Here is a 24,674-nt window from a genome sequence, read left to right as displayed (position 1 = left end):
CGACGCCCGATCCCGATACTGTCGGAGGATGCCGACCGCACCCCTGTCCCATCCGATCCTGGCGGGGATCGTCACGGCGCTCGTCGGCTTCACGAGCTCGTTCGCGGTGGTGCTGACAGGGCTCGGCGCCGTCGGGGCCTCGCCCGCCCAGGCCGCGAGCGGTCTGCTGGCGGTGAGTCTCACGATGGGTCTCGCCTGCATCGTGCTCGCCTGGCGCCACCGGATGCCGATCACCGTCGCCTGGTCGACCCCGGGCGCCGCCCTGCTCGCCTCCACCGGGGCGGTGGAGGGCGGGTGGCCCGCCGCGGTCGGCGCCTTCCTCGTCACGGCGGCGCTCATCCTGCTCACCGCGCTCTGGCCCGCGCTCGGCGCGCTGATCGCCCGCATCCCGCCGTCGATCGCCCAGGCCATGCTCGCCGGAGTCCTCCTTCCGCTGTGCCTCGCCCCGATCACCGGACTCGTGGCCAACCCGTGGGGCGTGGTGCCGGTCGTGCTGACCTGGCTCGTGTGCGCGCGGCTGGCTCCGCGGTGGGCGGTGCCGCTCGCCTTCCTCGCGGCCGCCGTCGTCGTCGCCATCTCGCTGATACAGGCGGGCGCCCCGGTCGACGGCGGACTGCTCGTCCCCCGGTTCGAACTCACGGCTCCGACCTTCACGATCGGCGCGCTCGTCGGCATCGCGCTGCCGCTCTTCATCGTGACGATGGCCTCGCAGAACGTCCCCGGCATCGCGATCATGCGCAGCTTCGGGTACGAGGTGCCGTGGCGTCCGGCGATGCTCGTCACCGGTCTCGGCACCGCGGTCGGAGCGACGGCGGGCGGTCACGCGATCAACCTCGCCGCGATCAGCGCGGCTCTCGCGGCGTCTCCCGACGCCGACCCCGACCCACGCCGACGGTGGATCGCCGGGGTATCGACGGGCGGGTCCTACCTCGTCCTCGGAGGGTTCTCGGCCGCCTTCGCCGCTCTCGTGCTGCTCGCGCCGGAGGCCGTCATCCCCGCCGTCGCCGGGCTCGCGCTGTTCGGCGCCTTCGGCTCGTCGGTGCAGCAGGCGATCGACGACCCCGGCGAGCGGATCCCCGCCGTCGTGACGTTCCTGGTCGCCGCGTCCGGCATCGCGGTGCTCGGGGTGAGCGCGGCGTTCTGGGCGCTCGCGGCCGGCCTGCTGGTGCGACTCGTGCTGCACGCCGGACGACGCTGACCCCGCGGAGCGCTCGGACGTCGACCGCACGGGCTAGCGTGGGGACGTGACGACTCCCTCCCCCGCCGCCGGCCCGTCGACGAGCGCGGGGTTCTTCGACGCCCGCGCCCTTCTCGAGCCGGTCGATCGCGCGGAGGTCGACGTGTTCACGCGGGCGCAGAAGGCCGCCACCCCCCGGTCCGGGGCGCAGATCGCGGCATGGATCCTCGCGGTCGTCTGCCTGCTGATGGTGGTGCCGGTGATCGGCATCATGATCCTCGGCCTCGGCTACGCCCTCGGACGCGGCGCCGGCGTCGCCGTGGCCCTCGCCCTCGGACTCCTCCTGCTCTCCGGACTCGTCGTCGGGATCGTGCTGCTCGTCCGGCGCGGCCTCCGCGCCCGCGCCGTCGCCCGCTTCCGGCTCGCCCGCTTCGCCGCGACGAACGCGATGACCTACATCGAGCGGATCGACGCGCCGCCGCTGCCCGGGATGATCTTCTCGAACGGCTCGGGTCGCATGTCGACCGACGTCCTCCGGGGCACGACGCCGCGTTTCGTGGAGTTCGGCAACTACCAGTACACGACGAGCAACGGAAAGCAGTCGCAGACGCACCGCTGGGGCTACGTGGCGGTCAAGCTCGACGTGCCGCTGCCGAACATCGTGCTCGACGCGCTCGGCAACAACACCCTCGGCAGCGCACTGACCCTCGCCTTCCGCGGCGACCAGCGGCTGTCGCTCGAGGGCGACTTCGATCGCTACTTCTCGCTCTACTGCCCCGCCGGGTACGAGGTCGACGCCCTCTACCTCTTCACCCCCGACGTCATGGCGCGGTTCATCGACCACGCCGCTCAGCTCGACGTCGAGATCGTCGACGACTGGCTCTTCCTGTACGCCCGGCGCGAGGTGTCGACCCTGGATCCGGCCACCTGGGCCTGGCTCTTCGGCGCGGTCGGCGCGCTGCTCACCAAGCTCGACCAGTGGGCGCGGTGGCGCGACGATCGCCTCCGCCTCGCCGCGGCGCCGCACACCGGCACCGCCACACAGCATCCGAGCCCTGCCGCGCAGCATTCGAGCCCTGCCGCGCAGCATCCGAGCCCTGCCGCGCAGCATCCGGCGGTCCCGTTCGTCGCGCCGCAGGCGCTCCTCACGCCGCCGCCCATCGGCGTGGCCCCGCCCGGGCGGCGCCTGCGTCGTCGCGGCCCCTGGCTCGCCATCGGGATCGTCCTCGGCGTGCTCTTCGTCACCGCGGCGCTGCCCTTCGCGATCGCGATCCTCTCCCTCCTGCTGACGCCGTAGATCCGCCGTGCGGTGAGCCGCACGATCCGCCGTACGGGGGATGCCCGCCCGCACCGCTCTCCGTAGCGTGGAGGCATGCGATGCACCGAGCACACCCCCGACGGACGGAGCGGAACGACGTGAGCACAGGAAAGCTGGAACTGACCGGCATCACCAAGAGCTACGGCTCGCGGCGGGTGCTCGACGACGTGTCGTTCGGGGTCACCCCCGGGCGGCTGACGGGATTCGTCGGCGGCAACGGCGCGGGCAAGACCACGACCATGCGGATCGTGCTGGGGCTGCTGAGCTCGGACGGCGGGCAGGTCGTCCTCGACGGACGCCCGATCACGAGCGGCGACCGCCGCCACTTCGGCTACATGCCCGAGGAGCGCGGGCTGTATCCGAAGATGAAGGTGCTCGAGCAGATCGTCTATCTCGCGCGGCTGCACGGCTTCAGCAAGCCGGATGCCACGGCCAGGGCGACCGCGCTGCTCACCGAGCTCGGCCTCGAGGAGCGCCTGGGCGACACCATCGAGTCGCTGTCGCTCGGCAACCAGCAGCGCGCGCAGATCGCGGCGGCGCTCGTGCACGACCCCGAGGTGCTGATCCTCGACGAGCCGTTCTCGGGTCTCGACCCGCTCGCCGTCGACGTCGTGGCCTCGGTGCTGCAGTCCTCGGCGGCTCGGGGCGCGTCGATCCTGTTCTCCTCGCACCAGCTCGACGTCGTCGAGCGGCTCTGCGACGATCTCGTGATCCTCGCCGGCGGCACGATCCGCGCCGCCGGCTCCCGCGACGGCCTGCGCGCCCAGCACGCGGGCGACCGGTACGAGCTCGTCTCGGCGGGTGACGCCGGCTGGCTGCGCTCCGAACCGGGGGTCTCCGTCCTGGACTTCGAGGGCGGCTATGCCCTGTTCGACGCCGACGGCCCCGAGACCGCGCAGCGTGTGCTGCGCACCGCCGTCGAGCGCGGCGACGTCGCGAGCTTCGCACCCAAGCATCCGTCCCTCGCCCAGATCTTCAAGGAGGTCATCCAGTGAGCACTCCGCGTACGTCGGGCTCGCCCTCGCAGGTGTCCATGATCTGGCTCGTCGCCGAGCGCGAGATCGGATCGAAGCTGCGCAGCAAGGCGTTCCTCATCTCCACCGGCATCCTGCTGCTGCTCGCCCTCGCGGGCATCGTGATCGGCGGCTTCGCCAGCCAGAACACGGAGTCGATGCCCGTCGCCGTGACCTCCGAGACCGCATCCGCGGTGTCCGCGCTGCCGGACATCGAGATCACCGAGGTCGCCGACCAGGCGGAGGCCGAGGAGCTGCTGCGCGACGAGAAGGTCGACGCGGCCGTGCTCCCCGGCGACGGTCCGACCGGCCTGACGGTCGTGGCGCTGAAGGACGCGCCGTCCGGCCTCGTGTCGGCGCTGTCGCAGGCGCCGACCGTCGAGATCCTCGAGCCCGCGACGACCAACCCGCTGCTGCGCTACTTCATCGCGATCGCGTTCGGCATCGTGTTCATGGGCGCCGCCGCGACGTTCGGCGGCACGATCGCCCAGAGCGTCGTCGAGGAGAAGCAGACCCGTGTTGTCGAGATCCTGCTGTCGTCGATCTCGGCGCGCACGCTGCTGGCCGGCAAGGTGATCGGCAACACGATCCTCGCGATGGGGCAGATCCTCGCGCTGGCGGCGGTCGCCACGATCGGCCTGATCGTGACGGGTCAACGCGAGGTGCTGGCGACCCTCGGCGCACCGATCATCTGGTTCGCGGTGTTCTTCCTGTTCGGGTTCATCCTGCTCGCGGCGCTGTTCGCCGCGGCCGCCTCGATGGTGTCGCGCCAGGAGGACATCGGCTCGACCACGACCCCGATCACGATGCTGATCATGGCGCCCTACGTGCTGGTGATCATCTTCAACGACAACCCGCTGGTGCTCACGATCATGTCGTACGTGCCGTTCTCGGCTCCCGTCGGCATGCCGATGCGCCTGTTCGTGGGCGAGGCCCAGTGGTGGGAGCCGCTTCTCAGCCTCGTGATCCTGCTCGCGAGCTGCGTCGCCGCGATCGTCGTCGGCGCGAAGATCTACGAGAACTCGCTGCTGCGCATGGGCTCGCGGGTCAAGCTCGGCGAGGCGCTGCGGGGCTGACCGCGCAGCCCCATCCCGTGGACACGGGCACAACGTCGGATGCCGCGGCTGACACGCCGCGGCATCCGTCGTTTCAGCGGCGTGCCCGGCCGCAGCTCCGAAGTCGTGCCCGCCCGGGGCTCCCGAGGGAGGCCGGATCGGTCAGATCACGCCGTCCGTCAGGGTCGTCGGGTTGCCGAATCGGTGGTTCGTGATCGAGATCGCCTGCTCGTGCAGGAAGGGGAGCATCTCGACGCGGCCGGCCCCGGTCACGGCATGCGACCACACGGCCACGTCCGGGGTTCCGCCGAGCGCCTCGAACAGCGCCGACTCCTCGCCGCCGACGAGCCGGACCCGCTGCCACGTGTGCTCGGCCTTCGCCGCCGCCTTCGCGTAGCGCTTCACCCATGCGGCGTCCTTCTCCTGCGCGACCGTCACGCCCTGTGCGCGCAGCGCCTTCTCGACGCGGGAGGGCAGGGTCGCCGCCGACACGGTGAACGGGCTGCCGCTGCGCAGCGCGGCGGCGATCACGCGGATGCCGTCGACCAGCGACGCGTCCTCCGCGATGCGCACGTCGGCGGCGACGGGGCGGTACCGGAAGAGGTTGCGCTCGACCCCGAGACCGGACCTGTCGCTGACGACACCGAACTCCGAGGTCCAGGCGCGCTCATCGGAGGCGGCGGCGCGATGCAGCCACTCGATCTCGACGGCCTCGAGATCAGCCGCCGTCGCGGCCAGGAGCGACTCGATCGCGGGGGCGGTCGCGGCACCGGGTGCGGCGGCGGGCAGCTCGGCGCGCGTCCACCCGCCGAGGCCGAACAGGTAGTTCGGTCCTCCGGCCTTGGCGCCGGCGCCGACGGCCGAGCGCTTCCAGCCGCCGAACGGCTGACGCTGCACGATCGCCCCGGTGATGCCGCGGTTGACGTACAGGTTGCCCGCCTCGACCCGGTCGATCCAGGTCGCGACCTCGGCCGAGTCGAGCGAGTGGATGCCGGCGGTGAGGCCGTAGTCCACGGCGTTCTGCAGGCGGATCGCCTCGTCGAGGTCCTTCGCGCGCATGATGCCCAGCACCGGGCCGAAGAACTCGGTCAGGTGCGTGGTCGATCCCGGTGCGACGCCGATCTTGACGCCAGGGGTCCACTGCATCCCGTCGTCGTCGAGCTGCTTCGGCTCCACGAGCCAGCGCTCGCCCTTCTCCAGCGTGGTGAGCGCCGTGAGCAGCTTGCCGCTCGCGGGCTCGATGATCGGACCCATCTGCGTCGCGGGGTCGTCGGGCAGACCGACGCGCATCGACGTCACGGCGTCGACCAGCTGGCGCTCGAACCGCTGCGAGTCCGCGACGGAGCCGACGAGGATCGCGAGGGATGCCGCGGAGCACTTCTGACCGGCGTGGCCGAACGCGCTGCGCGCCACGTCGGCGGCCGCGAGGTCGAGGTCGGCCGAGGGCGTGACGATGATCGCGTTCTTGCCGCTGGTCTCGGCGAGCAGGGGCAGGTCGGAGCGGAACGAGCGGAACAGCTGGGCCGTCTCGTACGCACCCGTCAGGATCACGCGGTCGACCGACGGGCTGGCGACGAGCTGCGTGCCCAGGTCGCGGTTCGCGAGGTCGACGAGGGCGAGCAGGTCGCGCGGCACGCCGGCCGCCCACAGCGCCTCGACCATGACGGCGCCGCAGCGCTGCGTGAGCTTCGCGGGCTTGATGACGACGCCCGACCCGGACGCGAGACCCGCGAGCACGCCGCCCGCGGGGATCGCGACGGGGAAGTTCCACGGCGGGGTCACCACGGTGATCTTCGACGGCACGAACTCCGCGCCGGAGACGGCCTCGAGATCGAGGGCGCGCTCGGCGTAGTAGTGCGCGAAGTCGATCGCCTCGCTGACCTCGGGGTCGGCCTCGGCGATGGTCTTGCCCGCCTCGTGCGCCATGATCTCGATGAGCTGTCCGCGACGCGCGGCGAGCTCGTCGCCGGCGCGGTGGAGCACCGCGGCGCGCTCCGCAGCCGGAAGAGCGGCCCACTTCGCGGCCGCCGCAGTCGCGGCGGAGAAGATGCCGTCGAGCTCGTCGCTCGTCTCGACCCGCGCGAGGGCGATCGAGTCGAGACCCAGCGTGGACGCCATGGACCGGGCGAGGATCTCACGTCCCCACGTGCGGTTGGCGCCGATCGCGGGGTCGCTGTCCGGCTGGTTCGCGAATCCCGTGGTGGTGGGGCGGTCGGCACCGGCATCCGTCTCGGCGGCGCGATCCTGCACCCGGTTCGATGCGGGCACGGCGCGATCGGCCTCGAGCGCCGTGAGCGACCGCTCGAAGCGCTCGCGCTCGCGGGTCAGCAGCTGCGGGTTCGAGGCGAGCTCGAACACGGCCGACATGAAGTTCTCGGGGCTCGCGTTCTCCTCGAGGCGGCGCACGAGGTAGGCGATCGCGACGTCGAACTCCGTCGGGTTCACGACGGGCGTGTAGAGCAGCAGCTGACCGACGTCCTTGCGCACGGCCTCCGCCTGACCGGTCGCCATGCCGAGGAGCATCTCGTACTCGACCGCGTCCGTCACGCCGCGCTCCTTCGCGAGCAGCCACGTGTACGCGATGTCGAAGAGGTTGTGCCCGGCGACGCCGATCCGCACGGCATCCAGGCGCTCCGCGGTCATCGCCCAGTCGAGCACGCGCTTGTAGTTCGTGTCGGAGTCCTGCTTGGTGCCGTAGGTCGCGAGCGGCCAGCCGTGCACCGTCGCGTCGACCTCCTCCATCGCGAGGTTCGCGCCCTTGACGACGCGCACCTTGATCGGCGCTCCGCCCTTCGCCCGGCGCGCGGCAGCCCACTCCTGCAGGCGCTGCATCGCGGCGAGCGCGTCGGGCAGGTAGGCCTGCAGCACGATCCCCGCCTCGAGGTCCTCGAGTCCCGGCTGGTCGAGGATGCTGGTGAACGCCGCGATCGTGAGGTCGAGGTCGCGGTACTCCTCCATGTCGAGGTTGATGAACTTGGTGCGCCCGCCCGCCTCGGACTCCGCGGCGAGACGATAGAGCGGCGTGAGCTTCTCGACCACGTCGGCGACGGCCTCGTCGAACGACCACATCGAGAGCTGGCTGACGACGCTGGAGACCTTGATCGAGACGTAGTCGACGTCCGTGCGGGCGAGGAAGTCGTACGTGCCCTGCAGACGGCGACCGGCCTCGCGCTCGCCGAGCACGGCCTCGCCGAGCAGGTTGAGGTTCAGGCGGTTGCCGCCCTTGCGGAGCTTCGCGATGGCGGGGCCCAGCTTCGACGGAGTGGCGTCGAGCACGAGGTGACCCACCATGGCGCGCAGCACCCGGCGCGAGATCGGCACCACGACGCCGGGGAGCTTCGGCGCCCAGAAGCCGCCGGTGCGGATCGCCGCCCGCAGGTAGCCGGGCAGCAGGGTCGGCGTGATCTCGGAGATCTCGGCGAGCTTGCGACCCGCGACGCGGAGGTCCTCGGGACGCATGACGCCGTCGACGAAGCCGACGGTGAAGGCGAGTCCGTTCGGGTCCTTGAGCACCTCGGAGAGACGCTGGGCGGCGGGCTCGACGGGGTGCGTCTCGCTCTCCGCGAGCCAGCGCTGCACGAGGGCGGCGACGTCTTCGGTGCGCGGGGTGGTGTCGGCGGCGACAGTCATGGGCGGGGTACCTTCCGGGGGATCGCACACCCGGGATCGTGTGCGGCTCGATCATTGTCGAGCCGTCAGGTAGGCTACGTCTATCAACCGATTCGGGCGGATTCTGTTCGGTCGGACTGAACGATTCACGACCACGACCGGGAGCAGGCCGATGCTCGATGTCAACAGGCTCCGGATGCTGGTCGAGCTGTCCCGCCGCGGCACCCTGTCGGCGGTGGCGGACGCCCTGTCGTACAGCAAGGCCTCGGTGTCCCAGCAGCTCGGCGCCCTCGAGCGCGAGGTCGGGGTGCCGCTGCTCCGGAGGGTGGGGCGCGGAGTGCAGCTCACGCCGCAAGGCACAGTGCTCGTCGCGGAGGCGATCGCGATCCTCGACCAGCTCGAGCACGCCGAGGTGGCGGTCGCGGAGTCGCTGACCGAGGTCACCGGAACGGTGCACGTCGCGGTCTTCCAGTCGGCCGCGCACTCTCTGCTTCCCCGCTCGCTCGAGGCACTGAAGTCCGAGCACCCCGCGCTGCGGGTCGAGGTCACCGAGTGCGACCCCGAGACCGGCCTCGTCGGCGTCTCCAGCCGCGACTTCGACCTCATCCTCGCGGAGCAGTACCCGGGCCGCACCCGCCCCATCCACGCGGACCTCGATCGCGTGCTCCTCGCCCATGACACGATCGCGCTCGCCCGGCGCGGGGCGGACGACGCCGGGGCGGACGACGCCGCCGCCCTGTGGGCGACGAGGGACGAACCCTGGGTGCTGGAGCCCGCGGGCACCGCGTCCCGCGCCTGGGCCGAGCAGCTCTGCCGCACCGCGGGCTTCGAACCCGACATCCGCTTCGAGGTCGCCGACCTCACCGCGCACGTGCGTCTGATCAACGCGGGCCTCGCCGTGGGTCTGCTGCCCGAGCTGGTGTGGGCGGGGGAGTCGCCCTCCGTCGACCTCCGACCGCTGCCGGATGCTCCGCGCCGGGAGATCTTCTCCTCCGCACGTCGGGTCTCGGCCGCGGCCCCCTCCATCCGGGCGGTGCGCCGGGCCCTCGCGGGAGCCGCCGCGCACATCCTGCCGGACTGAGGCACGCGGGCTCACAGCAGCTCGGAGATCCGCAGCACCCCGCCGAGTCGTCGCCAGGGGGAGTCCGCGGGAAGGGCCCACCCGGCGTCCCACCCGGCGCCGGCGTCATTGAGCCCGGAGAGCCCGACCCCCAGCGCGGCCATGACCACCCGGGCGGCCGGCCACAGGCGGACGGAGCGCGGCGTGAACGGTCCGAAGCTCTGCACATACAGCGCGACGAGGCGCGCGGACTCGTCGGGAGTCGGATCGCGGCGCGGCGCAGGACCGCTCGGCAGTCGGCCCTCGGGGAGTCGCGCGCACGTCCGCCGGTGCGACGACGGATGCTCCGCGAGAGCCGCGTGGACGGACTCGATCTCGGGCGATACCGCGATCGGGAGGCCGGGCTGCCCCGCGCGCAGGACGAGGAGCTTGAGGCATTCCACGATGTGCTGCTCGGCCTCGTCGCGCGGTCGGTCGCCGAGGCTGGCGGCGGCCGCGGCGGCGTACGCCCGCGAGAATCCTTGCAGCGGCGCATGGTCCATGGGCTCCTCCTCCGGGCGACAGCCGACCCGTTGTCACCGGTCACGTCTGAGAACCATAGCGAATCGGATGCGGACGCTGTGTCGCCATGTGGATACATTCCACGGCATCCGCCCCGACCGGCGTCCTCGGCGCTCGCCCCGGGAATATGCATGCACACACATGCGTTCTCCCCCCTGTACGCGGACGAAGGAGTCCGATCAGACTCCTTCTCGAAAGGCACCTCCCGTGAGCACTCCCGTCATCGACCGCACCGCCCCGACCGAGCACCCCGTCCTCGACGTGCTCGCAGGACGCTGGAGCCCGCGCGCCTACGACGCGCAGAACGAGATCGACGAGGCCAAGCTCGCCACGGCTCTCGAGGCCGCCCGCTGGAGCCCGTCCGCCAACAACTCCCAGCCCTGGCGCTTCATCGTCGCCCGCCGCGGCACCGCGCTGCACGCGCAGGTCGTCGACTCGCTCATGGGCTTCAACCAGACGTGGGCCGCGAACGCCGCCGTCCTCGTCGTCGCGATCGCCGAGACCGCGACTGCCGACGGCACCCCGATCACCCACGCCCTGTACGACCTCGGCCAGGCCGTCGCCCACTTCTCGGTCCAGGCCCACCACGACGGCCTCGTCGTGCACCAGATGAGCGGCTTCGACGCCGCGGTCGTGCGCGAGTTCGCCGACCTGGAGGAGCGCTTCGTGCCCGCCACCGTGATCGCGCTCGGCGAGTTCGGCGACGTCGCGGCCCTTCCCGAGGTGCTGCAGGAGCGCGAGGTCGCCCCGCGCGTCCGCCGCCCGATCGAGGAGACGGTCATCCTCAGCGCCTGAGTCCCGCGCGAGCATCCTTCGCTCCCGTCGCCGCTCCCGTCGTCCGCATCCCCGTGCACCGACAGGCCCGGCGGCGGGAGCGTCGTGTTTCGTAAGGGGTGCGACGCGACGCCCGCGACCTACAATCGTCGGCATGGCGATTCAGCGAAGGATCAAGTCCGTCGAGCAGTCGATGGCCGAGACGCACGATGAGAAGCGATCCCTGAAGCGGTCGCTCGGCGTGTGGGATCTCGCCGTGATGGGCGTGGCCGTGGCGGTCGGCGCCGGCATCTTCTCGGTCGGCGCAGAGGCGTCGGCCCGGCACGCCGGACCCGCCGTCATCATCTCGTTCATCATCGCCGCGGCCGTGTGCGGCCTCGCGATCCTCTGCTACGCCGAGTTCGCGTCGTCCATCCCCGTGGCCGGCTCCGCGTACACCTTCACCTACTCGACGCTCGGCGAGTTCCTCGCCTGGATCATCGGCTGGGACCTCATCCTCGAGATGCTCATGGCGTCCGCCGTCATCGCGAAGTACTGGGGCGTCTACCTCGGCGACGCGGTCTCGCTCTTCGACCTCCAGATCCCGATGACCCTGCAGCTCGGCCCGCTCAGCTTCGACTGGGGCCCCGTCGTGATCGTCGCCGTCTTCACCGTGCTCCTCGCTCTCGGCACCCGGCTGTCGAGCCGCGTCAACAGCGTCTTCACGATCATCAAGGTCGCGATCGTGCTCTTCGTGATCGTCGCCGGCTTCTTCTTCGTCAACGGCGCGAACTACTCCCCGTTCGTCCCGCCCGCCGAGACGGGCGCCGCGTCCGAGAGCGCGTGGACGCAGTCGCTGTTCTCGTTCATGACCGGCGCCGACCCGACGATGTACGGCGTCTTCGGCATCCTCAGCGGCGCAGCCCTCGTCTTCTTCGCCTTCATCGGCTTCGACGTCGTGGCCACCAGCGCCGAGGAGACGAAGGATCCGAAGCGCACCGTGCCCCGCGGCATCATCCTCGGACTCGTGATCGTGACCGTCCTCTACGTGCTCGTCGCCATCGTCATCACCGGGATGGTCTCGTACACCGAGCTCGCGAAGCTCGAGGAGCCGTCGCTGTCGAGCGCGTTCGAGCTCGTCGGGGCGACGTGGGCCGCGCAGATCATCGCGATCGGCAGCCTCGTGGGCCTCACGACCGTCGTCATGGTGCTGCTCATGGGCCTCGCCCGCGTGGTGTTCGCGATGAGCCGCGACGGCCTGCTGCCCCGGTCGCTGAGCGTCACCGACGCCAAGCGCGGCACGCCGATCCGCATCCAGCTCATCGTCGGTGTGGTCATCGCGATCATCGCCGGCTTCACCGACGTTCAGGTGCTCGGCGACATGATCAACATCGGCACCCTGTCGGCGTTCGTGCTCGTCAGCATCGGCGTGCCGATCCTGCGCAGGACGCGCCCCGATCTGGAGCGCCCGTTCATGGTGCCCCTGTCGCCGTGGCTCCCCTGGATCTCGGCGCTCGCCTGCTTCTGGCTCATGCTGAACCTCAGCACCGAGACGTGGGTGCGCTTCGCCGTCTGGCTGCTGATCGGGATCGTGATCTACTTCGCGTACTCGCGGCGGCACTCGCTCGTCGGGCGGGAGCTCGCCGACGACGCGATCGCCGCACGCGGGACTCGGATCTAGCGGGACCCGGATCCCGCGGGACCCCGGGCCCCGCGGGACCGGGATCCCGCGAGACCCGGATCTCGCGGCTCAGTCGTCGAGCAGCTCGGCCTCGATCACGTCGTCGTCGGGGTCGGCCTCGTCGGCGGGTTCCGGCGAGGTCGCCGTCAGCACGAGCGTCGACCCGTCGGCCGACACGTCGACGCGGACGGTGTCGCCGTCGCGAACCCCTCCCGAGAGCAGGGCCGTCGCCAGCTTGTTCTGCACCTCGGTCTGGATGAGCCGGCGCAGCGGACGGGCGCCGAACATCGGGTCGTAGCCGCGCTCGGCGAGCCAGGACCGGGCGTCCGGAGTGACCGCCAGGCTGAGGCGACGGTCGCGCAGACGGTCGTGCAGCTGATCGACCGAGAGCTCGACGATCTGCGCGAGATCGTCTTCGCTGAGGGCCGAGAACATCACGATGTCGTCGAGGCGGTTGAGGAACTCCGGCCGGAACGCCTGCCGCACCAGCGCCATGACCTGCTCGCGCTTCACGTCGACGGCCAGGGTCGGATCGATGAGGATCGGCGAGCCCAGGTTCGAGGTGAGGATGAGGATGACGTTCGAGAAGTCGACCGTGCGCCCCTGCCCGTCGGTCAGGCGACCGTCGTCGAGCACCTGCAGCAGCACGTCGAACACCTCGGGGTGCGCCTTCTCGACCTCGTCCAGCAGCACGACGCTGTAGGGCCGACGCCGCACGGCCTCGGTGAGCTGCCCGCCCTGCTCGTAGCCGACGTAGCCGGGAGGGGCGCCGACGAGTCGCGAGACCGAGTGCTTCTCGCCGTACTCCGACATGTCGATGCGCACCATGGCGCGCTCGTCGTCGAAGAGGAAGTCCGCCAGCGCCTTCGCGAGCTCGGTCTTGCCGACGCCGGTCGGACCGAGGAAGAGGAACGAGCCGGTCGGCCGACCGGGGTCGCTGATGCCGGCGCGCGAGCGGCGCACGGCATCCGACACCGCTGTGACGGCATCCTTCTGGCCGATCAGACGCCTGCCGAGTTCGGACTCCAGGTGCAGCAGCTTCTCGCTCTCACCCTGCAGGAGGCGCCCCACCGGGATGCCGGTCCACGCCGCGATCACGGCGGCGATGTCCTCGTCGGTGACCTGCTCGTTGACCATCCGTCCCTCGGTGGAGACCGCGGCCTCGGCCTGCTCGGCCTCGGCGATGTCGCGCTCGAGGCGCTTGATCGTCTCGTACTCGAGCTTGGAGGCCTTCGTGTAGTCGGCGTTGCGCATCGCCAGGTCGCGCTGCGTCACGGCGTCGTCGAGCTGCTTCTTCAGCTCGCCGACGCGGTTCAGCCCCTGACGCTCCCGGGCCCATCGGGCCTCGAGCTCGGCGAGCTGCCTCTCGAGGTCGACGAGCTGCTCGCGGAGTGCGCTGAGGCGCTCCTTGGAGGCCGCGTCCTTCTCGCGCTTGAGAGCGAGCTCCTCGAGCTTCATGCGGTCGACCTGGCGCTTGAGCTGGTCGATCTCGACGGGCGACGAGTCGATCTCCATCTTGAGCCGCGACATCGACTCATCGATCAGGTCGATCGCCTTGTCGGGGAGCTGGCGGGCCGGGAGGTATCGGTCGGAGAGGGCGGCCGCGGCGACGAGCGCGCTGTCCGAGATCGTCACGCCGTGGTGGGCCTCGTACCGGCCCTTGAGACCGCGGAGGATCGCGATGGTGTCCTCGACCGTGGGCTCACCGACGTAGACCTGCTGGAAACGGCGCTCGAGCGCGGCGTCCTTCTCGATGAACTCGCGGTACTCGTTGAGAGTGGTCGCGCCGATCAGGCGCAGCTCGCCGCGGGCCAGCATCGGCTTGAGCATGTTCGACGCCGCGACGGATCCCTCGCCGCCTCCGGCGCCCATGAGCACGTGCAGCTCGTCGATGAAGGTGATGATGCGGCCGTCGGACTCGGTGATCTCCTTGAGCACGCTCTTCAGACGCTCCTCGAACTGCCCGCGGTACATCGCACCGGCGACGAGCGCCGAGATGTCGAGCGAGACGAGCTCCTTGTCCTTGAGGGACTCCGCCACGTCGCCGGCCACGATGCGCTGTGCGAGCCCTTCGACGACGGCGGTCTTGCCGACGCCGGGCTCGCCGATCAGCACGGGGTTGTTCTTGGTGCGGCGGGTGAGCACCTGGCTCACGCGACGGATCTCGCTGTCGCGGCCGATCACCGGATCGAGCTTGCCCTGGCGGGCGCGGTCGGTGAGGTTGATCCCGAACTGCTCGAGGGCGGACTGCTGGTCGTCGTTCTGGGCGTTGCTCTGTGGGCCTGGCATCTGTTCCTCCCGGGGAGACTCCTTCTGGTCGCGGCGTGGTCGATCCGCAAAGTTGAGTGAATGTGACTCAAGTTTAGCGCATCGCCCGCGCGGCGTCCACGATCGCGCGGGCGACCTCGCGCTTCGAGCCGGCGGCGGACGCCACGACCTCGCCGCCCGGCCCGATGATCTCGACCGCGTTGTCGTGCCGCTCGAAGCCGTGCTCCGCGTCCGCGAGATTCACCGCGAGCAGGTCGACGCCCTTGCGCTCGCGCTTGCGTCGCGCGCGGTCGCGCCGGTCCTCGGCATCCGGAAGCGTCTCGGCCGCGAACGCCACGATGACCTGCCCGTCCAGGGCGCTTCCGTCGGCGCGGTTCGCGGCGAGGCCGGCCACGACGTCCTCGTTCTCGACGAGCTCGATGCGGGTCAGCGGCCCCTGCTCCTTGGTGAGCTTCTGGTCCGAGGCGGACGCGGGACGGTAGTCGGCGACCGCTGCGGCCATGAGCACGATGTCCGCGGTGCGCGCGGCCTCCGTCATCGCCGCCGCGAGTTCGGCGGCGGTTCCGACCGGGACCACGTCGACGGACGGATGCCGCACGTCGGCGAGCACATCGGCCGAGACGTTGGCCGCGACGACCGTCACGGATGCTCCGCGGGCGGCGGCCTCCGCGGCCAGCGCGACGCCCTGCCGTCCGCTCGAGCGGTTGCCGAGGAAGCGCACCGGATCGATCGGCTCACGGGTTCCGCCGGCGGACACCGCCACCCGCAGCCCGTCGAGGTCGCGCGGCGCGAGGAGGGCCGTCGCCGCGGCGGCGATGTCCTCCGGTTCGACCATCCGCCCCGGACCGCTGTCGCCGCCCGCGAGCTCGCCGTCCGCCGGACCGACGAAGTGCACGCCCCGGTCGGCGAGGGTCGCGATGTTGGCCTGCGTGGCGGCATTGCGCCACATCTCCGCGTGCATGGCGGGAGCGAGCAGCACGGGGGCCTCTGTCGCGAGGAGCGTGGTGCCGAGGAGGTCGTCGGCGATGCCGGCGGTGATCTTGGCGATGGTGTTGGCGGTGGCCGGGGCGACGACGACGAGGTCGGCGTTCTGCCCCAGCGCGACGTGGCGCACTCTCGCCACGTCGTCGTGCACGCTCGTCGTCACCGGGTGCCGGCTGAGGGCCTCCCAGGTCGGGGTTCCGACGAATCGCAGGGCGTCCTCGGTCGGCACGACGGTCACGTCGTGACCCGCCTTCGTCAGCAGCCGCACCAGGTGCACTGTCTTGTATGCGGCGATTCCACCCGTAACTCCGACGACGATGTTCACGGTTCGATTCTGCCGCAGCATCCGCCGCCGCGGGGCGGAGCCGCGGGGCGGACCGCGACCTAGACTTGCCAGCGTGTGCACCGTGGTGATCGATGTGGCGGATGCCGGGACCGCGCGGCTGCTCGCGGTGCGCGACGAGGACCCGCAGCGGGAGTGGGATGCCCTGGGCGAATGGTGGCCGGACGACTACCCCGGCGTCTCCGGCATCCGCGATCGGCGGGCCGGAGGGGCGTGGATGGCGGCGAATCCGTCGACCGGACGCCTCGCGGTGCTGCTCAACCGCGCCGACGTGGCCGATCTCGCCGACGATCGCGCGCAGTCGCGGGGATCGCTCGCGCTGGAGTCCGTGACGGGACGGTCGCCTGAGGGCACGCCGCCCATGCACGGCTTCAACCTGTTCGAGGTCGGCCCGGAGGGCGCGCGGGTGATCTCGTGGGACGGTGCGGAGTTGCGCACGTCGCCGGTTCCGCGCGGCACGCACATGATCGCGCACGACGACCTGGACGACGCGGACACTCCGCGGATCGCGACCTGGCTCCCGCGCTTCCGGGCGCTCGGCCCGACCGAGGACAGCCCGGACTGGGCGACCGAGTGGACGTCGCTGCTCGCCGAGTCGGCGACCCTCGCACCGGAGGACGACCGCGCCATCATCCGTGACAACCGTCCGCACGGATACCCGACGCAGTCGCTGCTGTATGCCGTCGCCTCCATCTCGCAGGAGGGCGTCGAGGTGCGCGACCACGCGCTGCCGCGCCCGGCGCACTGGAACGCCTGAGCCTCCGCGCGCGCTGACGCACGCCGCCCGTCAGGCGGCGGACTCCCGGTCGTCCGCGCACGAGAAGCGCGAGCGGTAGGCCGTCGGGGTCGTGCCCAGCACCCGGGAGAAGTTCTGCCGCAGCACCGCCGCCGAGCCGAATCCACATTCGTCGGCGATCTGCTCGAGCGACAGGTCGGTGCGCTCCAGCATCCGCTGCGCATGCAGCACCCGCTGGCGGGCCAGCCAGGCGGCGGGCGTCGCTCCGTACTCGGCCTTGAATCGGCGCGCGAACGTGCGCGGCGCCATCAGGGCGCGGGCGGCGAGCTGATCGACCCCCAGATCGTCGCGGAGGTTCTCGACGGCCCAGTCCGCGACCGCCGCGAGCGAATCGCTGGCGACCACGGGGATCGGCCGGTCGATGAACTGCGCCTGACCTCCGTCGCGCTGCGGGGGCACGACCATGCGGCGCGCGATGCGGTTGGTGAGCTCGGCGCCGAGCTCCTGCCGCAGCAGGTGCAGGCAGGCGTCGATGCCGGCCGCGGTCCCTGCGCTCGTGATGACCCGGTCGTCCTGCACGAACAGCACGTCGGGATCGATCTCGATCTGCGGGTACATCGTCGCCATCACATCTGCGTACATCCAGTGGGTCGTGGCCCGGCGCCCGTCGAGCACGCCCGCGGCGCCGAGGATGAACGAGCCGCTGCAGATCGTGAGCACCCACGCCCCTCTCGCCACGGCGTCGCGGGCGACCTCGATCAGCAGAGGATCGATCCGCCCCCAGTACTCCCTGGGCACAGGGCAGAAGATCACGAGATCGGCCTCGTACGCGTAGGACAGGTCGTGCTCGACGTTGATCGAGAACCCCAGCTTCGACGGCACGACGCCGGGATGCGGGGCGACGACGCGGAAGTCGAAGTTCGGCACGCCGTCATTCGATCTGTCGAGGCCGAATGCCTCGCAGGCGAGGCCGAACTCGAAGGGGGCGAACCCGTCCTGGACGATGCACGCGACCGTCTTCATCATGGCGACTCCCGAGGTTGGCAGAATTCGTACGCCAGTAGTCTATTCTGCCACTCGTGGCAGATCAACAGGGATCGTAGCGTTTCTGCCATGATCCTCCTCATCGCACTCCTGACCCTCGGCCTCTGGGCCGCCATCGCCACCGTCGTTGAACTCCGCCGAGACGGATACCGGCGCGTCCCGACGGACTGGACCCGCGTGCGGGCCCACGATGCGCTCGATCGCGCCGAGTCGGGGCACGTCTACCGCTGACGCCGGATGCTCCGGCGCGACTTGGGACGCGACAACGGCGATCGCGACCCTCGGAGATCGACCCTCGCGCCCCGCGCAGACGCACGGCTACGCTCGAGGACATGAGCGAGCCGCAGCATCCCTCCGGGCAGCCGTACGGCACGCCCCCTCAGCCGCCGCAGCACCCCGCCCCGCAAGCGCCGCAGCACCCGCAGGCGCAGCCTGACGCGCAGTACCCTCAGGCGCAGTACCCTCAGGCGCAGTACCCTCAGGCGCAGTACCCTCACGCGCAGTACCCTCAGGCGCAGTACCCGTACGGGGCGCACCCGGCGCCCGCGCGCGCGGCATCCGGAGGGTCCCTCGGACGCATCGCCTTCATCGTGTCCCTGGTCGCGCTCGGCATCGGCCTGCTGGTCACCCTCGCGTTCCCGCTCATCGTGCGGTCGGTGTACGACACCTCTGCGATCGGCGTGTTCGGCGCGGTCGGCAACGGCCTGGTGCTCGTGGTCGCCGCCGTCGCCCTCGTCCTCGGACTCCTCTCGATGCGGCGTCAGGGACAGCAGATCCTCGCCGGGATCGCGATCGGGATCAGCGCCTCGGCGATCGTCGGCATCCTGATGTCGTGGCTCTCGAACCTCGCCTTCGCACTCGCCTACTCCTGACCGGAGGACCACCATGAGCGACACCCAGCCGACGCCGCAGACGTCCGCCTCGACCGGCAATCCGGTCGGCCGCGTCGCGTTCCTCGTCACGGCGCTCTCCGTCGGCGTCGGCCTCATCGGACAGCTCGTGCTGCAGCTGCTCTCCGCGAGCATCGGGTTCGGGCTGCTCGGCGGGGTGTCCAGCATCCTGAACTTCCTCGTCTTCGTCGGCGCCGCCGCCGGTCTCGTGCTCGGCATCGCCGCGCTGCGCCGGCCGGCGCCGCATCTGCTCGCCGCCGTCGCGGTGGGGGTCGCGGCCAACACCGTCGCGGGCACCCTCGTGTCGTTCGTGTCGAGCCTGTTCTACAGCATCGGGTTCTGATCGCCGAAGTCGGCTGCGCGGGCCCCGCCCGAGCCGATCGGCGTCAGCCCGCGGATCCCGCTCGCACGCGCTCGTAGATCTCGGTCATCGCTGCGGTCCGCGAGGACTGCCGAAACGCCTCCGACACCTCTCGCATCGGCACGGGCGCGGTGCCCGCCGCGATGTCGGATGCGGCGCGGCGCAGGGTGTCGACCAGGCCGGCCCTGCGCTGCTCCTCCGTGCCGGCAGCGCCGGGCACCGCCCACAGGCCTCCGCCGAGCTCGGCGGCGATGTCGGGGTCGCTGATGACCGACGGAGTGCCGAGCGTCGCCGCCTCGAACGGCGTCATGCCCTGGGTCTCGAAGCCGATCGACGTCTGCACGAGGGCATCCGCCGCAGCGATCCGCGCCAGCGTCTGCGGATACGTCAGACGCCCGGCGAACCGCACGTTCCCTCGCCCGGCGACGATCTTCTCGGCGGCGGGACGCTGCGCGCCGCCGCCGATGATCTCGAGATCGGCGTCGACACCGGATGCGACGAAGGCCTCGAGGAACGGCAGCAGCCGCTTCTCCGGGCTCATGCGCCCCAGCCAGACGAACCGCGGCCGCCCCGGTGCGCGAGCGGACGGCGCATCCGCCAGGGTCGCGTCGCGGACGTCGTCGTCGATGCCGTTCCAGACCACGTCGACCGGGCTGAACACGCCGTGCTCCTCCAGCCGGCGGGCGAAATGCGTCGAAGGAGCGGTCACGGCGGATGCGCCGGCGGCGAGTCCGCGCAGGAAGGCCCAGCCGTCGTGTCCGCTCACCGGCGCCGCGGCTCCGCGCAGCGCGCGACGCCGCCAGACGTTGAGCACCGCGAGCACCGGGCGATGCAGCGGGGTGACCGCCGCGATGCCGACGTCGACGCGGTTGTGCATGGTGTGGACGACGGGGATGCCGTGACGCGACGCGTAGCGGTGGCCGATGAAAGCGCCCCAGAAGTCGGCCTGCACGTGCACGAGGTCGACTGGCGGACGGTGCGCCATCGCGCGGTCGAGGACGCGATCGGTGCGCCGGCCCGGCCAGCTCATCGCGTACTCGCGATCGAGCGTGATCGGCAGAGACGGAAGATCGACATCCCCCTGACGAGGCGCCGCGGCGCGCGGCCCGTGCATCGTCGGGGCGACGACCGTGACGGTGTGGCCGGCGCGCTCGAGGAAGTCCCGCTGCAGTCGCATCGACACCTGCGCGCCGCCGAGGGAATCGAGGTGCTGATCGCCGAAGAAGACGATGTGCATGGCGGCCGCGCTACGCCGGCAGGGGCTCGTCGCGGTACAGCGCTTCGAACGTGTCGAGGGTGCGGTTGATGTCGTGGATGAGGACGCCGTCGAGCGACGCCTGCTGCATCCGCTCGTACTCGGCGGCGTCGGCCGTCAGCACATCCGTGAGACGCGCGGCGAGAGCATCCGCGTTGCCCGGCTCGAAGAGGTAGCCGTTCTCGCCGTCGTGCACGAGGTGAGGCAGGGCCACGGCGTCGGCGGCGACGATCGGCAGCGCCGACGCCATGGCCTCCATCGTGGCGATCGACTGGAGTTCCGCGATCGAGGCGATCGTGAACACCGAGGCGCGGGACAGCAGGCCGCGGAGCTCCTCGTCGGTGGTGCGCCCGTGGAACGCGACGCGGTCGGCGATGCCGAGCTGGGTCGCGAGGTTCTCGAGCTGCTTGCGCTGGTCGCCGCCGCCGACGATGTCGAACGTCACGTCGAGTGCCGGATCGAGCTTGGTCATCGCCTGCAGGATGACCTCGACCTGCTTCTCGGCGGTGAGGCGACCGACGAAGACGATGCGGTTCTTCTCGCGCAGACCCTTCACCGGCTGGTACTGGGTGCGGTCGATGCCGCAGCTGACGGGGATCACGTCGTGCACGGCGACGGTCCGCTCGAGGAAGTCGGCCGCACGTCGGGTGGGCGTCGTGATCGCCCGGGTCAGGGCGAAGGTGCGCTTGGCGTCGGCCCAGGCGAAGCGCAGCACCAGGTCGTCGATGAACTTCGGCATCGTCGTGTGGTCGAGGATGTTCTCGGCCATGACGTGGTTGGTGGCGATCACCGGGATGCCGCGCTCGTGCGCGATGCGCGCGAGTCCGCGCCCGATGACGATGTGGGACTGGATGTGCACGACGTCGGGCTTCACGGCGTCGAGGACCTTGCGGGCATAGTGCTTGGAGCGCCACGGCCAGACGAACCGCAGCCAGTCGTGGGGCGCCCACCGCACCGACGGCAGACGGTGCAGGGTCATGGGCTCGCCTTCGATCACCTCCGTGCGAGCCGGGGTGCGGCGGTACGCCTGGTGGGGAGCGACGACGTGCACGTCGTTGCCGCGCTGCACGAGACCGGCGGCGAGGCGCTCGGCGAAGCGGGCGGCACCGTTGATGTCGGGAGCGAAGGTGTCGCAGCCGATGAGGATGCGCAGCGGACGCGGCCCGGACTCGGTCGCAGACTCGGGGGCGTTCGTCGGATCGGAGGAAGAGGAGGACATTCTGCCTTACGGTGCGGCGGCCAGGGAGCCCGGTCTGGGCGCTGGCCACTCTACCCGAGGCCTCTGATCGCGCCGCCGAGGCGTACCGGCATCCGCTCCGACCCGTTCTCTCGCCCGCCCCGCAGGTTGTGGCCCTACCGTGGGACCATGCGATTGACTGCCGACGCCGACCCCCAGCTGTGGATCCCCGTCACCGATTCGTTCGGATGGAAGGGGCGGCGGCATCGCAAGGCCGCGATCCGGATGCTGCTGGGACAGGCGAACGCGGCGCTCGGCGCGACAGAGCGCCCGGGGTCGAAGTTCGGAGCATGGGCGATGAGCCAGGCCGCCCCTCTGCTGATGCGGCGCGCCGACGGTCGCGTGCTGGTGTGGACGTGGAAGGCGGAACCAGAGCTGGTCGTCGCGATGGCGACGGTCCAGCTCCTGACGCCGGACGTGCGCATCGCCCGGGCATCGATGCCGATGGACTACGACGACACGACCAGCTTCTCGAGCCGGTGGCTGGGCGCGGGCGAGAAGCTGATCGTCGCCATGCCCCCGTCGCCCACGACGCCGCCCTTCCAGACGTACACGTGGGACACGGGGACGCACCTGATCACGCTCACGGCGGCCTGCGGCGACCGCGAACGATTCGGCACGCTGGACGGCGCGCTCGACGATCTGGCGCGCAGCATCCGGGTCGCGGACGAGCTCACGGGCGGCGAGCCTCCGGAGGTGCTGCGTCTCGGTCCCGTGTGATCGTGAAGCATGGTAACAATGTAGTACAGTAACGGTTATGGAACCTCTGCTCCTCGACCGACTGCTGCAGATCGCCGACCTCTTCCAGCGGGACATGGCGCGCGCCTTCGAGGGCGCCGGGCTCACGACGGCTCGGGTGCATCTGCTGTGGGCGCTGCAGCATGCCGGCCCGTCGACGCAGCAGTCCCTCGCCGTCCTGTGCGGGGTGACGCCGCGCAACATCACGGGTCTCGTCGACGCCCTGGAGCTCTCGGGGCATGTGCGTCGCACGCCGCATCCCTCCGATCGCAGAGCGGTGCTCGTCGAGTTGACGGATGCGGCCGTGGAGACGATGACCCGCATGCAGGCCCAGCACACGGAGCTGAACGCCACGCTGCTGCGCGCGGTGGCGCCCGAGGATCGCGCCGTCGTCGAGACAGGGGTCGCGCAGATCGCGCAGCACCTCGAGCGCCTGGTCGCCGAGGCGGCTGCGCGGAGGACGACATGACGGAGTCGATCGCGACCTCTGCAGCTCCTCCGCGGCGGACACGTGTCGCCAGCTTCCTGCGGCGCGCTCTGCTCGCGGAGATCCGGGTCTACACGAGCATCGCTCGCGCGATCGCCCGCCGGCCCGCCGTGCCCGCGGGCGGCACGGGCGTGGGCTACCACCGACCGATTCTGACGATCCTGTTCGTCTTCATCGGACTGTCCGCTGTGGAGATCCCGATCCTCGACCCGCGAGCATTCCTCGCCGCAGCCCGTCCTTTCCTCCTGGCCGCTTCCTGAGGCTTCGCGATCGGCTGCTGCCGGTCGCTCATGTCCGTACGGGGTCGGCGAAGGCACCGCCGGGTCGTTCGTTGCCGGTTCGTTCGCTGCGGGATCGTGTGCTGCGGGGACGTCGGGGCGCGTGTGGCGGGCCGGTGATGCTGAGTCGGGGTGCGCGCCATCGTCGGGCGGGGTCCCACCACCCCGGCCCTCTCACGTGAGGGATGCCGTCGTGCATGCGGATCTCCCACCCGGAGGTGTCGAGGGAGCGGTGGTGCCACCAGCACAACGGAACACCGTTGTCGGTATGGGTGGGGCCGCCTCTGGCGTGTTCGGTGACGTGGTGGATCTCGCACCAGGACGCCGGAACGTGACAGCCCGGGATCAGGCACTCCTTGTCTCGGGCGATGATCGCGCGGCGTTGATGCACGGTGAACACCCGATCCGTCGACGAGATGCCGATGATGCGGCCCTGGTCCATGAGGACGCGTTGGATGGCCCCGGCGCACGCGACCTGCGCGGCCACGAATGCGGGCACGGTGCTGTCGGCACCGACCCGGGCGCGCCCCCACCCGGCCCACGCACCGGTGCCGGAAGCACCCGCCCAGGCTCCGGTCGTGCCGTGCGGGGTGAGGTCGGTCGCGTCGACGGTGACGACGACCGTGGGGGCGGCTCCACCGAGCGTGGGCATGTCCTTGTGACGGGCGGCCACGCCGAGCGCGGCGGCGAACGCATCGTGACGTCTCTGCGCGGCGGAGCGTCCGTCGATCACCGCCCGTGGGTCGCAATTGAACGGATCCGCCTCCCCCGCACCATACGCATCCGCGACATCATCGGGGTCGGCGACATCATCGGGGTCGGCGACATCATCGGGGTCGGCGACATCGGGGTCCGCGACATCATCGGGGTCGGCGACATCGGGGTCGGAGTGGGAGAGGCGGAAGGCGACACCGGGCATCGGCCCGCCGGGGCCTTTCGGGTTCAGGATCGCGTCGAGGATGAGCTCCAGTTGCGCGGCGACCTCCGGAAGCAGCTGCCCCTTCAGCGATCGCAGACCGTTCCGAGCCCGCCCCAGCGTGATCCCGCGGCGGTGCTGCGCCTCCTTGTCATCCGGCTCGGGCCCGTCCGGATCCAGACGGGCCGCGAACTCCTCCCCCGCCCGCGCCAGATCCTCCGCCGTCATCCCAGGCCCCTCATCCTGCGCGGTGCCGTCGTCGCCATCGTCGTCGTCCGCGACGTCGACGTACCCACGGGCCTCCTCGGCGAGGCAGATGTCGGCCGCGAGACGCCCGGCCGCGCCGACCCGGTCCGCGACCTTCTCCACCGGACCCGTCGCGGCCAGCAGGCCGGCGACCCCGATCACCCCGTCCAGGAGCGCCTCCCGCAGATGGGGCCACCGAGCCGGCATCCGCTCCCCCGACGACACCCCCACGTCCCGCCGCACCAACGCCACCGCCTTCACCACCCGCGTCGCACCGGCACTGTCCACCCGCAACGTCCGTTGCACCAGCTCATGCGCACTGCGGCACCCCGCGGAATGCGGGAACTCCACCACATGGCCGGTCGCGATCGTCTCCACCACGACCGCCTCCACCCGCCGGAACGCCGCACCCGCCTTCTTCAGGACCGCGACGCGCTCCGCATCCGACAACCCCGCGAGCACATCGTCGGACAGCACTCGATCCAGGTCGGAGACGACCTGATCCAGAAGAGTGCCGGGGCTGTTCATACCCCTCAGTCAACCCGCACCCACCGACACTCCGACCCCCGAGAAGCCCGCAAAACGGCCAGATCAGGCCACGTATCCCGGCGTACCGGAACACCACACCACCGCCCGATCACCACCCCGACCCCACCCCCTCACC

Annotated in this window: 22 protein-coding genes; 14 read left to right on the top strand and 8 right to left on the bottom strand. The window is 71.1% G+C overall.

Annotation, left to right across the window (positions count from 1 at the left end; all coding sequences use genetic code 11):
• Positions 1-28: 28 nt before the first annotated feature.
• The 4 genes from A4X16_RS16845 (at position 29) to A4X16_RS16830 (ending at position 4,584) form a co-directional block, all read left to right on the top strand.
• Complete coding sequence (locus tag A4X16_RS16845; RefSeq protein WP_067123027.1) at positions 29-1,198, top strand: benzoate/H(+) symporter BenE family transporter; 1,170 nt, start codon at positions 29-31, stop codon at positions 1,196-1,198.
• A 46-nt stretch (positions 1,199-1,244) separates the two neighbouring features.
• On the top strand, positions 1,245-2,474 hold the full coding sequence (locus A4X16_RS16840) for a hypothetical protein (protein WP_067123024.1): 1,230 nt from the start codon (positions 1,245-1,247) through the stop codon (positions 2,472-2,474).
• An 80-nt stretch (positions 2,475-2,554) separates the two neighbouring features.
• A complete protein-coding gene (locus A4X16_RS16835) occupies positions 2,555-3,490 on the top strand; it encodes an ABC transporter ATP-binding protein (RefSeq protein WP_067123021.1) in 936 nt (311 codons plus the stop codon).
• Between the two features lie 38 nt (positions 3,491-3,528).
• The gene (locus A4X16_RS16830; protein ID WP_067123275.1) at positions 3,529-4,584 is read left to right on the top strand and encodes an ABC transporter permease; all 1,056 of its coding nucleotides are present in this window, start codon (positions 3,529-3,531) and stop codon (positions 4,582-4,584) included.
• Positions 4,585-4,725: 141 nt separating this feature from the next.
• Here A4X16_RS16830 and A4X16_RS16825 read toward each other — a convergent pair whose 3' ends face one another.
• The gene (locus A4X16_RS16825; RefSeq protein ID WP_067123018.1) at positions 4,726-8,193 is read right to left on the bottom strand and encodes a proline dehydrogenase family protein; all 3,468 of its coding nucleotides are present in this window, start codon (positions 8,191-8,193) and stop codon (positions 4,726-4,728) included.
• Between the two features lie 151 nt (positions 8,194-8,344).
• On the opposite strand from A4X16_RS16825, the gene A4X16_RS16820 reads away from it, so the two are divergent.
• Positions 8,345-9,253 (top strand): LysR family transcriptional regulator, encoded by a 909-nt coding sequence (locus tag A4X16_RS16820; RefSeq protein ID WP_067123015.1) that lies wholly within the window; start codon positions 8,345-8,347, stop codon positions 9,251-9,253.
• 11 nt (positions 9,254-9,264) lie between these two features.
• On the opposite strand, the gene A4X16_RS16815 is transcribed toward A4X16_RS16820, so the two are convergent.
• Positions 9,265-9,774 carry a hypothetical protein gene (locus A4X16_RS16815; RefSeq protein ID WP_067123011.1) on the bottom strand — a complete coding sequence of 170 codons (510 nt, stop codon included), beginning with the start codon at positions 9,772-9,774 and terminating at the stop codon, positions 9,265-9,267.
• A gap of 226 nt (positions 9,775-10,000) precedes the next feature.
• Here A4X16_RS16815 and A4X16_RS16810 point away from each other — a divergent pair, with 226 nt between their 5' ends.
• Together A4X16_RS16810 and A4X16_RS16805 are read left to right on the top strand one after the other, a co-directional pair.
• Positions 10,001-10,588, top strand: coding sequence for a nitroreductase family protein (locus tag A4X16_RS16810; protein WP_067123008.1), 588 nt, complete (start codon positions 10,001-10,003; stop codon positions 10,586-10,588).
• A 133-nt stretch (positions 10,589-10,721) separates the two neighbouring features.
• Positions 10,722-12,227, top strand: a complete 1,506-nt coding sequence (locus A4X16_RS16805; RefSeq protein WP_067123004.1) for an amino acid permease — start codon at positions 10,722-10,724, stop codon at positions 12,225-12,227.
• A 69-nt stretch (positions 12,228-12,296) separates the two neighbouring features.
• Here the strand turns inward: A4X16_RS16805 and A4X16_RS16800 are convergent, their stop codons facing one another.
• Together A4X16_RS16800 and coaBC are read right to left on the bottom strand one after the other, a co-directional pair.
• Positions 12,297-14,516 (bottom strand): ATP-dependent Clp protease ATP-binding subunit, encoded by a 2,220-nt coding sequence (locus A4X16_RS16800; protein WP_082914541.1) that lies wholly within the window; start codon positions 14,514-14,516, stop codon positions 12,297-12,299.
• A 73-nt stretch (positions 14,517-14,589) separates the two neighbouring features.
• A complete protein-coding gene (coaBC, locus tag A4X16_RS16795; RefSeq protein ID WP_067123001.1) occupies positions 14,590-15,804 on the bottom strand; it encodes a bifunctional phosphopantothenoylcysteine decarboxylase/phosphopantothenate--cysteine ligase CoaBC in 1,215 nt (404 codons plus the stop codon).
• Between the two features lie 73 nt (positions 15,805-15,877).
• Here coaBC and A4X16_RS16790 point away from each other — a divergent pair, with 73 nt between their 5' ends.
• Positions 15,878-16,579, top strand: a complete 702-nt coding sequence (locus A4X16_RS16790; RefSeq protein ID WP_197491870.1) for an NRDE family protein — start codon at positions 15,878-15,880, stop codon at positions 16,577-16,579.
• Between the two features lie 30 nt (positions 16,580-16,609).
• On the opposite strand, the gene A4X16_RS16785 is transcribed toward A4X16_RS16790, so the two are convergent.
• Positions 16,610-17,584, bottom strand: a complete 975-nt coding sequence (locus A4X16_RS16785) for a GlxA family transcriptional regulator (protein WP_067122998.1) — start codon at positions 17,582-17,584, stop codon at positions 16,610-16,612.
• Between the two features lie 87 nt (positions 17,585-17,671).
• On the opposite strand from A4X16_RS16785, the gene A4X16_RS18185 reads away from it, so the two are divergent.
• From A4X16_RS18185 to A4X16_RS16775, 3 genes are all read left to right on the top strand, one after another.
• Positions 17,672-17,833 carry a hypothetical protein gene (locus A4X16_RS18185; RefSeq protein ID WP_197491869.1) on the top strand — a complete coding sequence of 54 codons (162 nt, stop codon included), beginning with the start codon at positions 17,672-17,674 and terminating at the stop codon, positions 17,831-17,833.
• A gap of 101 nt (positions 17,834-17,934) precedes the next feature.
• Positions 17,935-18,474, top strand: coding sequence for a hypothetical protein (locus A4X16_RS18180; RefSeq protein WP_067122995.1), 540 nt, complete (start codon positions 17,935-17,937; stop codon positions 18,472-18,474).
• Positions 18,475-18,487: 13 nt separating this feature from the next.
• Positions 18,488-18,835, top strand: a complete 348-nt coding sequence (locus tag A4X16_RS16775) for a hypothetical protein (RefSeq protein ID WP_067122992.1) — start codon at positions 18,488-18,490, stop codon at positions 18,833-18,835.
• Positions 18,836-18,878: 43 nt separating this feature from the next.
• On the opposite strand, the gene A4X16_RS16770 is transcribed toward A4X16_RS16775, so the two are convergent.
• Together A4X16_RS16770 and A4X16_RS16765 are read right to left on the bottom strand one after the other, a co-directional pair.
• Complete coding sequence (locus tag A4X16_RS16770) at positions 18,879-20,090, bottom strand: glycosyltransferase (RefSeq protein ID WP_067122989.1); 1,212 nt, start codon at positions 20,088-20,090, stop codon at positions 18,879-18,881.
• A 10-nt stretch (positions 20,091-20,100) separates the two neighbouring features.
• Positions 20,101-21,327 carry a glycosyltransferase gene (locus A4X16_RS16765; protein ID WP_067122986.1) on the bottom strand — a complete coding sequence of 409 codons (1,227 nt, stop codon included), beginning with the start codon at positions 21,325-21,327 and terminating at the stop codon, positions 20,101-20,103.
• 147 nt (positions 21,328-21,474) lie between these two features.
• Between A4X16_RS16765 and A4X16_RS16760 the strand changes: the two genes are divergently transcribed.
• The 3 genes from A4X16_RS16760 to A4X16_RS16750 are packed head-to-tail and all read left to right on the top strand — an operon-like array spanning position 21,475 to position 22,830.
• Entirely contained in the window at positions 21,475-22,065 is a 591-nt protein-coding gene (locus tag A4X16_RS16760) for a hypothetical protein (RefSeq protein ID WP_082914540.1), read from the top strand.
• Positions 22,066-22,102: 37 nt separating this feature from the next.
• Complete coding sequence (locus A4X16_RS16755; RefSeq protein ID WP_067122980.1) at positions 22,103-22,552, top strand: MarR family winged helix-turn-helix transcriptional regulator; 450 nt, start codon at positions 22,103-22,105, stop codon at positions 22,550-22,552.
• A complete protein-coding gene (locus tag A4X16_RS16750; RefSeq protein WP_067122977.1) occupies positions 22,549-22,830 on the top strand; it encodes a hypothetical protein in 282 nt (93 codons plus the stop codon). The genes A4X16_RS16755 and A4X16_RS16750 overlap by 4 nt, the downstream gene beginning before the upstream one ends.
• 28 nt (positions 22,831-22,858) lie before the next feature.
• Here A4X16_RS16750 and A4X16_RS16745 read toward each other — a convergent pair whose 3' ends face one another.
• Entirely contained in the window at positions 22,859-24,538 is a 1,680-nt protein-coding gene (locus A4X16_RS16745) for an HNH endonuclease signature motif containing protein (RefSeq protein ID WP_067122974.1), read from the bottom strand.
• Positions 24,539-24,674 lie beyond the last annotated feature (136 nt).

It is taken from the genome of Microbacterium sp. H83 (genome assembly GCF_001650405.1).
In the GTDB taxonomy this organism is placed as follows: domain Bacteria; phylum Actinomycetota; class Actinomycetes; order Actinomycetales; family Microbacteriaceae; genus Microbacterium.
Note: the sequence above shows the minus strand (reverse complement) of the source record. Positions and strands in the feature narration are given on the sequence as shown.